A 13784-nucleotide genomic window follows, 5' to 3' on the forward strand; every position below is an offset into this window, starting at 1 on the left:
GATTGACAACTGTGCGAATACTTAATTTCCATTTTTATGCTGAAGGCCTCCAATTACCTTCCGGCGTTATTTGCTTTTAGCAGTTTGGCGCCAAAAACAAACAGACACACGGTTTTTATAAGTTCCAGGGCGACGTAAACAAAATGCAGTTTCGAGTCCGGAACCTCCTGCCCTTCCATCATCATTACGGCACGTTCGTCAAGTGCCGGAAGGAGCCAGACGGTTTGAAGTACCAGCACCCCAAGTGCAACCAAAAACAGGACGCCGCCTTTCCGGTGGAGCGGTATTTTTTGCCACAAAAAATTTACGATCACAACGACCGCCAGCACCATTTCGATTTTGTTGAGCACCTGAAACACCAGACGCCCAATGCCAAGACCCAGCGCAACCGTTATCCCGGGCGCCCTGAACTTAAGCCAGGCCTCCATAAAACTAATGGCCCCCACAAAACCGATCCAGATAAATACGGCCGCAATGGCCCAGGCGTAATTTTTGTCTTTCATATTTTATTCATTTTCATTCGGTCAGCATCAAAAGGCTGCACTTTCGGCACGATAAATCAACCAGGCTTCCGAACCAGGTCAGGGCTTGCCTTCAATCCGGCTAAAAAAGGCCGCCGGGTTGGCCGGCAATGGTAACTCGACTTCGTGCAGCACAAAACGTTCATCCGGAAGACACGCTGCCACGTACCTGCGCAATTCTTCCGCTGTAAACTGTGTTTTAAAGTCGTTTCGCAAACCCCGGTCGCCGGCAAAACATACATTCACGTCCCCGGTTTCGGCGCTAAAAACCATTTGCAAACGCTGCTCCATCAAACGCAAAAAGCTTTTTTGCCAGGGCAAATGCACCAATTCAGGCAAACTAAATTCCCGCCTGCCCTCGGCACATACAAACACATCGCTTAACCGCACTTTATCTTGCATAACTTTTGTTTACCCGGGTGAATTCCATCCTTCAGAATTGTTTCACGAAAAAACAACACAATTGGAAATACAGTAGCATAACACCCCGCTGATGTTTTTAGTTCTTACCAGGCAACAACCACTTTCGCCAGGGCAAACAATAAGCTAAAAAGGAATTACAGCCTGCGCCCCGTCAGTGCCGGATACCCGTTTTTTCTCCGAAACCCCAAAAACAGCTAACTAACTGATTTAAAGAAGCCGCCGCAGTTGAGAGTAATGAAATCCTGACCTTTTGCAAACGTCCCGCAACTCAGAGAAGTATCATCCTGAGGTCAGGATAACGTTTCTCTGTTCAGAAATATAACATCCTGACCCTTTGCAAACGTCCCGCAACTGAGAGTAGTATCATCCTGACCTTTTACAAACACCTCGCAAATCAGAAATGCATCATCCTGAGGTCAGGATAACGTTTCTCTGTTCAGAAATATAACATCCTGACCCTTTGCAAACGTCCCGCAAATGAGAGTAGTATCATCCTGACCCTTTGCAAACACCTCGCAAATCAGAAATGTATCATCCTGAGGTCAGGATAACGTTTCTCTGTTCAGAAATATAACATCCTGACCCTTTGCAAACGTCCCGCAACTGAGAGTAGTATCATCCTGACCNTTTTGCAAACACGTCGCAAATCAGAAATGCATCATCCTGAGGTCAGGATAACGTTTCTCTGTTCAGAAATATAATATCCTGACCCTTTGCAAACGTCCCGCAGCTGAGAGTAGTATCATCCTGACCTTTTGCAAACGTCCCGCAGCTGAGAGTAGTATCATCCTGACCCTTTGCAAACCTGCCGCCAATCCGAAAAGTAATATCCGGCGGGCTTCCTTACTAAACAACGGACAGAGAAGAACAACGCATACCGGCTGCCTTCCAACGGCTTAAAAACAAAGAGTCAGGCACTTTACCTCTACATTAACAATCCCCGAAAAAACATGCTCAACAACATATTCCCGGGATTAAGCCCTATTTTCGCGCGCTGATTCAAAAAACATCACATTACAAATATTCAGCGAACGGACAGCCGCACAATCAGCAAACAATCTGCTGCGGGCCAACACAGGCAACCGTTCCGCCAAAACGATTACCTATGAAGTTTCAATTTCAGTTTATCGATAAAAAACAAGGAAGTGTTAAAGACGACCTGCTTTCGGGACTAACCGTTTCGCTGGCATTGGTACCCGAGGCCGTGGCATTTGCGTTTGTGGCGGGAGTTTCGCCCATTGTTGGCTTGTACGGTGCCTTTATGATGGGGCTGGTGACCTCGCTCATTGGCGGCCGCCCGGGAATGATCTCGGGAGCTACCGGCGCCATGGCGGTGGTGATGGTAAGCCTGGTGCAAAAAGGAAATGCCATGGGCGAAATGCAGGGCCTGCAATACCTGTTCGCCGCCCTCATCCTGACCGGGATCATCCAAAACCTCTTTGGCATTTTTAAACTCGGAAAGTTTATTCGCCTGGTGCCGCATTCGGTCATGATGGGCTTTGTAAACGGCCTCGCCATTGTGATCTTTCTTTCGCAGCTGAACATGTTCAAAGCGGGTGGCGAGTGGCTCAGCGGCGCGCCCCTGTTCACCATGCTTGGCCTGGTGGCGCTCACCATGGCCATTATGATTGTGCTGCCCAAAATCAGCAAAGCCATACCGGCCGCGCTGGCGGGGATACTGGTGGTTTCGGCCCTTGTTATTTTTGGAAACATCGAAACCGAGACCGTAAAATCCTTTATCCAGTCGGGCGGCGGCGAAGGCATCAAAGCCGGGCTCCCCACGTTTAATGTCCCGCTGATTCCCTTTAGCCTCGAAACCCTGAAACTGATTTTGCCTTACTCGCTGATCCTGGCGGGCGTGGGTTTAATTGAATCGCTGATGACGCTGAACCTGGTGGACGAACTCACCGAAACACGCGGCAGCGGCAACCGCGAGTGCGTGGCACAGGGAACGGCCAACATCATCAACGGTTTTTTTGGAGGAATGGGTGGTTGCGCCATGATCGGGCAAAGCATCATCAACATTAAATCGGGCGGCCGCGGTCGCCTCTCCGGAATTGTTGCTGCCATTATGCTACTTATGTTTATTCTTTTTGCGTCGGGTTACATTGAAATGATACCGATTGCCGCCCTGGTGGGGGTGATGTTTATGGTGGTGATCGGCACTTTTGCTTGGAGCACCTTCAACATCATCAATAAAATTCCGGTGTCTGATTTAATTGTGATTGTACTGGTGACCGGGTTAACCGTTCTTTTCGACCTGGCTGTGGCGGTTTTATCGGGCGTAATTGTTTCGGCGCTTGTTTTCTCGTGGGAAAATGCCAAACGCATCCGGGCGCGCAAAAGCACCGACGAACACGGAATCAAACATTACGAGATTTTTGGCCCCCTTTTTTTTGGATCGACGACCCTTTTTCAAACCAAGTTCGATGTTCAAAACGATCCGGATGAAGTGATTGTCGATTTCAAGGAATCACGCATCATGGACCAGTCGGCCATTGAAGCCATCAACAAACTCGCCGAGCGCTACCAGAAAGTGGGGAAAAACATTCACCTGCGCCACCTGAGCAAGGACTGCATCAAGCTGGTAAAGAAAGCCGAAAAAATCTGCGATGTAAATGTGCTGGAAGACCCCAACTATTTTGTGGCCATCGACCATTACAATCGCTTGTTGAAGCAGAAAGCCTGAGAGCGGAGTTTCCCCGGCTAACACAAGCGTGTTTACAACTTTAGCACCCGGATGAACGTTCGTTGCACGATGCAGCGTAATTTTCGGATAATTTTCCACCTCAGAAAAACAGGACAACATTGACAGCAGAAAAACGCACAAAACGTAAAAAACGCCGGCTCAAAAAGAAATACAAGATCCGCTTAATTGTACTGGCCGTAATAGCCATTGCAGCGCTCGTTCTTTATTTTCCGGCCAAAAAGAAGGTAACCGAAATGCTTCACCCGGCTCCCATCGGCACGGTAAAAGTAGATTGGTACAAAGACCTGAACCAAAAACACCTGAAATACGCCCAACAGAACGGGATAGCACGCTTCAAAACCAACGAAGAGCTGGAAGCCGGTGTTCCGGAACTGCTGAAAACCGGGAAACTGGAACACATTTCTGACAACGGTTATTACCGCATTTGTCCGCTCACTCATTCACATCCCTACCTCACACCTTCTGCCAAAAATTTCCTGGAAGAACTGGGCAAGCGCTTCTCGCAAAAACTGGACGAGCACGATCTGCCGCATTACTATTACCAGGTAAGTTCGCTGCTGCGCACCACCGAAAACCAGAAAAAGCTAAGCCGCAGCAACGGAAATGCGTCACCCAATACCTCGCATTTGTATGCCACTACTTTTGATATTCCGTATTTCACGGTGGTAAAACGTACGCTTTTGTGGAACGAGGCGGAAGTGACCGACGGCCGGGCCAGTAAATTACTTTCCGAAGCCATTGGCGAATTGCGGGAAGAAGGCCGCTGCGTGGTGGTTACCGAACGCAACGAACGCTGTTTTCACATCACGGTCACCGATTAACCCGCGCCTCATCCTGACACACAAAAAGGTTCACGCAAAGCAAATAAGAAAACGCAAAGACCGCAAAACAGTCATTACAGAATGCCTCTTTAAGCGTCATAAACAAACCACTGCGATGTTTTCGCTGATAGTTAAGCGTCTATTCGCTTTAATTTTTTTCTGAAAGTCAATCTTAAAAAATATCCAATTCTCAATTTTGAATGTAAAATATCCAACAAAATGCAGGAAATTGGATATTGGGAATTCTACATTGGATATCCTGCATTAAAAATCAAAAACAAATCCCGGACAGGAGTATACATTTTAACTTTCATTTCTGTTGGTGATTCCTCAGAATTATGTTTGTTTTGTTTCGCTGATGAAAATGCTTGGAGTCTCCCCATTCGCCGTAGCCAATTTCGGCACCGGCTAAACTAATGCGCGCTTCGAGGCAGTTCCTGCACAGCTCAGCATCTTCGTCGAGGCAAGGTTTGTTCTCGTACAGTTGGTATTCTTCGCGGTATTCGCAGGGAGTAAGGTTGGGCATGATCACATTGGCCCCCACAGCCAGCGCTTTTTCGCGCCCCGCCGGATCAATGGCCTGCAAAGCCGTAGCCGCCGCAATGTTGATGTCGGGCATCAGCAAACGCAGAACCGCCACCATGTTCAGCGCCAGGTCAAAACGTTCCTGCTTGCTCATCAGCACATGCCGGTGTTCGTAAAGCGGTGTGTCGGCGTGTTCGATGTACGGACCCATTCCGCACATATCGATGTCGATTTTTTTGAAAAACAGCAGATCATCGGCCAGGTGTTCATACGTTTGAAACGGCAGCCCGATCATTACACCTGTTCCCACCTGGTAACCCGCCTGTTTAAGAGAAGCCAGTGCTTCCAGTCTTTTCTCAAACGAATGATGATCGTTTTCGGGATGGATCTTGTAGTACAATTCCCGGGTTGATGATTCGATCCGCAAGAGGTAACGGTGCGCACCGCTTTCAAACCAGCGGCGGTAAGTTTCGAGCGACTGCTCGCCGCAACTCAGCGTAATTCCCAACTCGTTGTTCGAAAGTTGCTTGATCTTTTTCAGCAGATCGTCCACGCGCTTCACAAAAGCAGGCGACGACAATTCGCCCGATTGCAACACCACCGAAGCAAAACGGTTCTCCCACGCAAAGCGGCAGGCATTCAGTATTTCATCGTCTTTGGCATCGTAGCGCAACACTTTTTCGTTGCCTTTCCGGATACCGCAGTACAAACAATCTTTCGAGCACACATTCGAGAATTCGATCAACCCCCGAAAGTAAACCTTGTTGCCTACTTCTTTGATTTTCACTTCGCGGGCACGTTGCAACAGAGCTGTGCGTTCCGTACCTTTCAGTTTCAACAATTGTATGATCTCTTGTCTTTCCAATGCTTTTGAATGTGCAGCAAAAATAGTTTTTTCTGACTAAAACTCTTCCTAAGATTTGTCTCCCTATTGAAAGAATTTACTTTTGTACATAAAAACATAACCTACTAATGAACTACCGAATCCTACTTTTCGTCCTACTGCTTTCAATCTCATTTTTAAACGCAAATTCGCAATATTATACCGGGGACAAAATTTTACAACTGAATCTCCACCCCTTAGACAGTCAAAAGTTTATTGTAAAACTGTTTTCTAAATCAACGTTACAACTATCTGAACTTTGGGAAATGGGAGCAAGGGTATCGGATATAGATGAAAACAACTACAATGACCTGCTACAAAGACATCTGATTTTCCCTAACGGCAAGTGTTATCGTCTCTATTCGTCAACACGGGTAAAAGCCGAGGTTCCCTATGTAAACGGACAGCAACATGGAGAGAAAAAAGGATATTACTTAACAGGAGAAACAATGTTTACATCAACGCCTGGTGATGATTCCAGTATAAAGACAGATGTATTTTTCAAAAATGGAAAAATCAGGAAAACACAGTTTTTCACGAATGCCCTGCCCAATTGGGAAGAAAATGCGTTTTATGAGAATGAACAAAAGAAATGGTCAGCCACCTATGAAAATAACAAGCTAAATGGCAGGTATCAATCGTTTTACAAAAATGGCAAGACACTGCGAAAGGCTAAATTCGAAAAAGGTTATTTAACTTCGACAACATGTTACGATAAAAACGGGAACGAGATTGCTTGTCCTGATTTTTCCTCTCCACCAACCTATCCGGGAGGTTTGGAGGCTATAAAAAAAGAACTGGAAAATATCGACTGGAGTTTTAACCAAACGAATACCGATACCCTAACCTTCAGATTAGTACTTGATATAGACACGCTGGGCCAGGCAAAACTTGAAATGTATCGTTTCAGACATTCTGATTGCATCGAACCAATAATCAACGAATGGCTGGCTACTCTCAATGACTTCACTGCTTTCCAATACGATGGTTTTCCCAGAAACAGCTACCTGGATATATCCTTCCCGGTTTGCAGCAACCGGATCATATGGTTTGATGCCTGCCGCTCGGGATTAGATATGATAAATACCTCCTGGAATCCGGAAAAAAAGCCTTGCTATTTTCTCGAATTTCCATCCCCCGCCAGCGATGAAGTATTTTTCATAGTAGATAACATGCCCGAGTTTTCGGGCGACAGTGAAGCACTTAGACGATATTTAGCCAATAGGGTACAATATCCGATGGAGGCCCTGCAGAAAGGTATCCAGGGAACAGTATACGTCTCTTTCATCATTGAGAAGGATGGCTCGGTTAGTAGTGCCAAAATAATAAAAAGCGTACATCCCGTTCTTGATCGTGAAGCATTGCGGGTAATAAGAAACATGCCAACCTGGCAGCACCCCGGCACTCACCGCGGAAAACCCGTCAGGGTAGCGTACACGGCTCCGATTAATTTTGAACTTCGTTGGGATAAATAACATCTCTCAAAAACGACAAAACTCATATAGTTTTCTTGAAAAAGTAAATACTTTTGCATCAGATTCCTGCGGGAAGGCTGCGGCTGACTTTAGGGAAAATACAAATCATCTAATCAGAAAGAATTATTGATTCTTCTGATTTCCGTGTATTCCCGCAGTTTTATTTGTTTAATCCGTTTTAGTCTGATCGTTCAGGACTAAAACTTAAGTATTCAATAAAATGAAACGTTTGGGTTTTGTTGGCATTATCATCGATGACCGCGAAAAATGTGCGGCACGGGTAAATGCCATATTAAGCGATTTTTCGGAACTGATACTGGCACGCACCGGTCTTCCGAAAGTAAAAGAGAATGCTTCGGTGATTACTCTCGTAATCGATGCCACTACCGACGAACTGGGGCAAATGACCGGAAAACTGGGCAACATTCCGGGAGTTTCAGTAAAATCAGGACTTGCCAAACAATAACATCCACTTTAAACATTTAAGTACCATGTATAACGTACCTGCCGATTTTATCAACGAACAAAAAGTTTGGGATGCACTGGAAAACAACCAGCACCCGGATCCATCCAGAATTCGCGAAATACTGGCCCGCGCCACCGAAATGAAAGGCCTCACACTCGACGAAGTGGCCGTCCTTACCTGTATCCAAGAGCCGGAAATGCTGGAAGAGCTTTACAATACCGCCAACCGGGTAAAAGACACCATTTACGGAAAGCGCCTGGTTTTGTTTGCGCCGCTTTACATTTCAAACCTTTGTGCCAACGAATGTCTGTACTGTGCTTTTCGTGCTTCAAACAAAGGCATTAACCGCCATGCCTTGTCGCAGGAACACATTGCCCGCGAGGTGGAGGTGCTGATCAAACAGGGACACAAACGCATTTTGCTGGTAGCCGGCGAATCGTACCCAAAAGAAGGCTTGCAATATGTGCTGGATTCGGTAAAGACTATCTACAGTGTAAAATCGGAACATGGAGAGATAAGACGTGTAAATGTAAATGTGGCGCCGCTTTCCCTGGATGAGTTCAAGCAACTAAAAAGCACAAATATTGGCACGTACCAGATTTTCCAGGAAACCTACCACCGCGAAACTTACGCCAAGGTACACAAGGGCGGGAAAAAGAAAGACTACAACTGGCGTGTTTGGGCGCTGCACCGTGCCATGGAAGCAGGAATCGACGATGTGGGCATCGGCGTTTTATTTGGCTTGTTTGATTATCGTTTTGAAATTCTGGCGATGATTCAGCACATCAACGAACTGGAAGATAAATTCGGAGTCGGGCCCCACACCATCAGCGTTCCGCGTATGGAACCGGCCACCAACAGCGATATGGCCTCCAATCCGCCTTACCCGGTTTCGGATGCCGATTTCAAAAAGATCGTTGCGATTCTTCGCCTGGCAGTGCCTTACACCGGCATCATCATGTCGACACGCGAAACGGCCAAAATGCGCCGCGAAACCTTTGCCATGGGTGTTAGCCAGATCTCTGCCGGAAGTAAAACCAATCCGGGTGGCTACGAGGAAGAAGACGATATTTCCGGACAATTCAGTCTGGGCGATCACCGCTCGCTCGACGAAGTAATTCGCGATGTCGCTGCAATGGGCTATATCCCGTCGTTCTGCACCGCTTGTTACCGGCTTGGCCGCACCGGGCAGGATTTTATGGACCTGGCCAAACCCGGTGATATTAAGCTGCACTGTGGCCCCAATGCTGTAAGTTCGTTCAAAGAGTACCTGCAAAACTTTGCCTCTCCCGAAACGGTTGAAGTAGGAAATCAGCTTATTCAGCAAACCATCGACAGCATGTCGGGCGTGGCACGTCAGCGTGCTGAAAAACTGGTGAAGCGGGTAGAAGCCGGAAGAGACGATGTTTATTGCTAACAAAAGTCTGAACCCTGATTTCAAGGATTTTCCTGATTGCCTGATTAATCCTAACTTTATGGGAAATCAGGCAGAATATGGAACACGAAGAACTTACCCATAAAATAATAGGTTGTGTCATGCAAGTTCACCGGGCTCTCGGAAATCGTTTTCAGGAAGTAATTTACTGAAGAGTTTTAGCTATTGAATTCGATCATCAAAATATAAATTTTGGAGCTAATAGCCTCCAATTCAAAAGGGTTCACACTAACAAAATCCTTTCATCCTAAAATCAGGTGAATCATGGTACAGACAAGAATAGAAACTGATCTGCTTGGCACCCAGCAAATTCCCGCCGATGCTTTGTGGGGAATCCACACTGCAAGAGCCGTGGAGAACTTCCCCGTGTCCGGGAGACCGGTTCATCCTGAATTGATAAAGGCTTACGGCGAAGTAAAGCTGGCCTGTGCGCAGATCAATCATCAATTGGGGTACTGGGAAGATGAAGCCAAAGCGGATGCCATTGAAAAAGCCTGTTGCGAAATGTCGGCAGGATTGCTGAATGAACATATTTTAGTAGACGCCATGCAGGGTGGCGCCGGCACTTCCACGAACATGAATGTGAATGAAGTGATTGCCAACCGCGTTTTGCAGATCATGAATAAAGCTCCGGGCAATTACGAAGCAGTTTCACCTCTCGACGATGTCAACCTCCACCAAAGCACTAACGACACCTATCCAACTGCGCTAAAAATAGCAGCCATTCGTCTGCTTCGAATACTGGAGCAAAACATACTCGCTTTACAGGACGCCTTTCAGCAAAAGGAAAAGGAATTTGCAGATGTAGTTAAAATCGGACGTACACAGTTACAGGATGCCCTACTAACGACCTTGGGACGCGAAATGAGTGCTTACGCGGAAGCCTTTAACCGTGACCGGTGGCGCATCTACAAATGCGAAGAGCGTTTGCGGGTGGTAAACCTGGGAGGAACAGCGATTGGAACCGGAATGGGGGCGCCGCGGCAGTTTATTTTCAGGGTAACCGACAAACTTCGCGAAAACACCAACATCGGTCTCGCACGCAGTGAAAACCTGATCGATGGCACTCAAAATACCGATGTATTTGTGGAGGTCTCCGGTATTTTAAAAGCTTGTGCTACCAACTTGCTTAAAGTCAGCAATGATCTTCGGCTCTTAGCCAGCGGGCCACATGCCGGGTTGGGCGAAATAAACCTTCCCGCGTTACAGGCCGGATCATCCATCATGCCCGGTAAAGTCAATCCTGTTATTCCCGAAGCTGTGGCACAGGCTGCCATAAAAATAATGGGGAACGACCAGGTAATTACACTTGCTTGTAGTTCCGGAAATCTCGAGTTAAATCAGTTCATGCCCTTAATTGCCGACTCCCTGTTGAATTCGCTGGACCTCTTGTCGCATGCTGCGCTGATTTTCACTCAAAAATGTATCACAGGCATTACCGCAAACCGTGTGGTATGCAAAAACAACATCGAAAGTTCAACCGCTACCATTACTGCCCTACTCCCTGCCATCGGCTATGAGAAAGCCAGTAAAATTGCAACGCTTTGCAAAGAACAGGGAAAAACGGTAAAAGCTGCAGCCATTGAATCGGGGTATTTAACAGAACAAGAATTTGAAGGATATACCAGTCCCGAAGCTGTATGCAAACTAGGCAACTAATTGATCAATTGGCATTAACAGGTCATTAACACTTTCCAACCAACTGATATCCAGCTCCAAATAAAAACAACCTTGTTTAATATAAAAATATCTTAATATTCATTTGGATTTTTATTTGAATCTTATTAATATTGAATCTAAATTAAAACAGATAGAATTATTTCATTTTATAACTTAAAAATTGATGATCATGAAAAAAGTATTTTTAGCACTTGCATTTGTTGCAGTATATGGCTTGTCGATGGCAATGACTTCGGCTCCTGTTGTAAATTACGACGATAACGCAACAGTTGTAGTTGAAGGAAAAAAGAACGTTGAAGCAGAGAAAGAGAAAAAAGCTGCCAAATCGGAAGCCAAGTCAGAAGGTTGTGCGACTGCCAAATCGGAAGGATGCGCAACTGCCAAATCAAAAGATTGTTCTGGCGCGAAAGCTGAAGGATGTGCAGACAAATCTGCTAAGTCAGAAGCTTGCGCTGGAAAGAAAAGCGCTGATTGCAGCAAATCTTGCGGCGACAAGAAAAAGTAAGAAAGCTTTTCCTATACAAAAAGAGGCTATTTGTCGATTCGGCAGGTGGCCTTTTTTTATGGGGTTTTGAATGCCTCTCCGTTGATTTTCAGGAAAAAATCGTATATTTCCCGACAACTAAAATTCAAAAAATCATTCATTTTAAACTAATGTAAAAAATCAAATATCATTAACCTTAAATTAAATTCACAATGAAGAAAATTTTCTTGATCCTTGCCTTGGTCGCAGTCTACGGTGTATCAATAGCAAACAGCTCAACCAATGTTGCTTCAACAGAAAAAGATGCTGTTACAATTGTAGCTGACGACGACAATAATTCTGCAATTTCAGAAGAAGAGAAAGACAAAAAGAAAACTGAAAAGAAAAAAGCAGAAGTAAAAGAAAAAGATGCAAAAAAAGCAACCGGCTGCACGGAAACACAAAAGAAAAGCTGTGCTGCTTCCGGAAAAACCTGCGGTTCTGAAAAACAGGAAGCTCCGGCTAAAAAAGGCTGCTGCGGAACAAAGAAGTAATCGAAGAACGATTATAATTCTGAAAGGGGTGCGAACAGCGCCCTTTTTTTGGCTATCATTGCAACACAATTCTGGTTACAATCCATAAAAACAATAGATTAAACATGAGGGCACCAAAAACATTTCGTTTACACATTGGCATTTTTGGACGAAGAAATGCGGGAAAATCGAGTATTTTGAATGCCCTTACACAACAGGAGGTTTCCATCGTTTCGGAAGTGGCCGGAACCACTACCGACCCTGTTGAAAAACCCATGGAGTTGCTCCCGCTGGGCCCGGTTTTGTTCATCGATACTGCCGGGATTGACGATGTGGGCGACCTCGGAGAAAAACGAGTTGCTAAAACACTGGCTGTTTTCGACCGCACTGACCTTGGACTGATTGTTACCAATTTTCAGGATTTTGGAGAATACGAGCAAAAGTTAATGGATGAGCTGAAAGACCGCGACATTCCTTTTATCATCGTTTTCAACAAATGCGACCTGCACGCCGAGAATCTATCGTTAACCGCAGATTTTGATTCGGTAAAAGTCAACTATGTACAGACTTCGGTTGCAACCGGTGCCGGCATGTCCGATTTAAGACAAAAGCTTTTGCGTTCGGCTCCCGACGATTACATCAACCGCCCCAGTATCCTGGGTGATTTGGTAGGCCCGGGTGAAGCCGCCGTTCTGGTCGTGCCGATCGACAAAGAAGCTCCCAAAGGAAGATTGATCCTTCCCCAGGTACAAAGCATCCGCGATCTGCTGGACAACGATTGTTTTTCGGTGGTGGTAAAGGAACGGGAATTAAGAGAAGCTTTATCGCGGTTCAACAAGCCGCCCAAACTGGTGGTAACCGATTCGCAGGCGTTTTTAAAAGTGGCCGCCGACACGCCACCGGAAATCCCGTTGACTTCGTTTTCGATTCTTTTCGCGCGCTTCCAGGGTGATCTTACCGAAATGGTACGAGGCGCCATGGCGATTGATCAGCTAAAAGCCGGGGACAAAGTACTGATTGCCGAAGCCTGTTCGCATCATCCGATCGGAGAAGACATCGGCACGGTAAAAATTCCCCGCTGGCTGACGCAGTACGTGGGAGGAAAACTGCAGATTGACAACATGCGCGGGCACGATTTCCCAAAAAATGTTTCGGAATACAAACTAATTATTCATTGCGGAGCCTGCATGTGGAACAGAAGAGAAATGCTCAGCCGCATTATGAAAGCCCGGCAGGCCGGAGTACCCATCACCAATTACGGATTAACCATTGCGTATTCTTTGGGGATTTTTGAACGGGCGCTGCAACCTTTTCCGGCTGCATTGGAGCTATACAAAAGTAAATCCTGCTAACCGTTCAGTTTAATTTCTGAGTATCAGCCACAGGTTTAAAGAATCCAAAAAATTCGATCATTCCCCTTTCATCTTTTTTCAGGAGCTTGAGATTGCCTTTTTCAAAAGCAAACTGAAATTCAACATTGTTGCGAAAATTTGCCGGATCGATAAAGGTGATAAAGTTTTTTGCAATATTCCACCGCCCCTTTTTCAGCTGCTGAATCAAAGGGATTGAAATTTGAGCGTTCACCTCAAATTCATCGTTGGCGAAAGTTATCACTACCTTTTGGTTTTCACGGCGAAGGTCAATTTCACGCATATGAACAAGCTCTTCTCGCTCATCCATGTAGTATTCAAAAAGGAGCCATGTACCAACGAGATTCTTTGAAGCACTCCCAAAAACTTCCGGCGAGCTCAGCCACGAAATGAATTTTGAAAACAGTGAATGTTGTTTCATACCGTTTGATCTGAGGATTGGACGCGAAACACGCCCGAAAGTTTAATAGTCAACCTGC

The 13784-nt window shown here is 45.9% G+C and carries 14 protein-coding genes; 10 read left to right on the forward strand and 4 right to left on the reverse strand.

Annotation, left to right across the window (positions count from 1 at the left end; genetic code table 11):
* Positions 1 to 53: 53 nt before the first annotated feature.
* Positions 54 to 503 (reverse strand): hypothetical protein, encoded by a 450-nt coding sequence (locus tag D1614_RS14710; RefSeq protein WP_119438720.1) that lies wholly within the window; start codon positions 501 to 503, stop codon positions 54 to 56.
* Between the two features lie 78 nt (positions 504 to 581).
* On the reverse strand, positions 582 to 923 hold the full coding sequence (locus D1614_RS14715) for a hypothetical protein (RefSeq protein ID WP_119438721.1): 342 nt from the start codon (positions 921 to 923) through the stop codon (positions 582 to 584).
* 1126 nt (positions 924 to 2049) lie between these two features.
* Here D1614_RS14715 and D1614_RS14720 point away from each other — a divergent pair.
* Entirely contained in the window at positions 2050 to 3633 is a 1584-nt protein-coding gene (locus D1614_RS14720) for a SulP family inorganic anion transporter (protein ID WP_119438722.1), read from the forward strand.
* A 119-nt stretch (positions 3634 to 3752) separates the two neighbouring features.
* Positions 3753 to 4475 carry a DUF5715 family protein gene (locus D1614_RS14725; RefSeq protein ID WP_119438723.1) on the forward strand — a complete coding sequence of 241 codons (723 nt, stop codon included), beginning with the start codon at positions 3753 to 3755 and terminating at the stop codon, positions 4473 to 4475.
* Between the two features lie 310 nt (positions 4476 to 4785).
* Here D1614_RS14725 and hydE read toward each other — a convergent pair whose 3' ends face one another.
* Positions 4786 to 5865 carry a [FeFe] hydrogenase H-cluster radical SAM maturase HydE gene (gene hydE / locus D1614_RS14730; protein WP_241558116.1) on the reverse strand — a complete coding sequence of 360 codons (1080 nt, stop codon included), beginning with the start codon at positions 5863 to 5865 and terminating at the stop codon, positions 4786 to 4788.
* A gap of 284 nt (positions 5866 to 6149) precedes the next feature.
* On the opposite strand from hydE, the gene D1614_RS14735 reads away from it, so the two are divergent.
* From D1614_RS14735 to hydF, 8 genes are all read left to right on the forward strand, one after another.
* A complete protein-coding gene (locus D1614_RS14735; RefSeq protein WP_162304512.1) occupies positions 6150 to 7358 on the forward strand; it encodes an energy transducer TonB in 1209 nt (402 codons plus the stop codon).
* 220 nt (positions 7359 to 7578) lie between these two features.
* The gene (locus D1614_RS14740; protein WP_119438726.1) at positions 7579 to 7824 is read left to right on the forward strand and encodes a TM1266 family iron-only hydrogenase system putative regulator; all 246 of its coding nucleotides are present in this window, start codon (positions 7579 to 7581) and stop codon (positions 7822 to 7824) included.
* 25 nt (positions 7825 to 7849) lie between these two features.
* The gene (gene hydG, locus D1614_RS14745; RefSeq protein WP_119438727.1) at positions 7850 to 9241 is read left to right on the forward strand and encodes a [FeFe] hydrogenase H-cluster radical SAM maturase HydG; all 1392 of its coding nucleotides are present in this window, start codon (positions 7850 to 7852) and stop codon (positions 9239 to 9241) included.
* Between the two features lie 77 nt (positions 9242 to 9318).
* Complete coding sequence (locus tag D1614_RS26365) at positions 9319 to 9411, forward strand: GxxExxY protein (RefSeq protein WP_119438728.1); 93 nt, start codon at positions 9319 to 9321, stop codon at positions 9409 to 9411.
* A gap of 112 nt (positions 9412 to 9523) precedes the next feature.
* Positions 9524 to 10918 (forward strand): aspartate ammonia-lyase, encoded by a 1395-nt coding sequence (locus tag D1614_RS14755; protein WP_119438729.1) that lies wholly within the window; start codon positions 9524 to 9526, stop codon positions 10916 to 10918.
* 190 nt (positions 10919 to 11108) lie between these two features.
* Positions 11109 to 11444, forward strand: a complete 336-nt coding sequence (locus tag D1614_RS14760) for a hypothetical protein (RefSeq protein WP_147384235.1) — start codon at positions 11109 to 11111, stop codon at positions 11442 to 11444.
* A 191-nt stretch (positions 11445 to 11635) separates the two neighbouring features.
* Positions 11636 to 11956 carry a hypothetical protein gene (locus D1614_RS25675; protein WP_155523341.1) on the forward strand — a complete coding sequence of 107 codons (321 nt, stop codon included), beginning with the start codon at positions 11636 to 11638 and terminating at the stop codon, positions 11954 to 11956.
* A 104-nt stretch (positions 11957 to 12060) separates the two neighbouring features.
* Complete coding sequence (gene hydF / locus D1614_RS14770; protein ID WP_119438732.1) at positions 12061 to 13287, forward strand: [FeFe] hydrogenase H-cluster maturation GTPase HydF; 1227 nt, start codon at positions 12061 to 12063, stop codon at positions 13285 to 13287.
* Positions 13288 to 13291: 4 nt separating this feature from the next.
* On the opposite strand, the gene D1614_RS14775 is transcribed toward hydF, so the two are convergent.
* On the reverse strand, positions 13292 to 13726 hold the full coding sequence (locus tag D1614_RS14775) for a hypothetical protein (RefSeq protein ID WP_119438733.1): 435 nt from the start codon (positions 13724 to 13726) through the stop codon (positions 13292 to 13294).
* Positions 13727 to 13784: the final 58 nt, after the last annotated feature.

The sequence above is a fragment of the Maribellus luteus genome, assembly GCF_003576475.1.
Lineage (GTDB): Bacteria > Bacteroidota > Bacteroidia > Bacteroidales > Prolixibacteraceae > Draconibacterium > Draconibacterium luteum.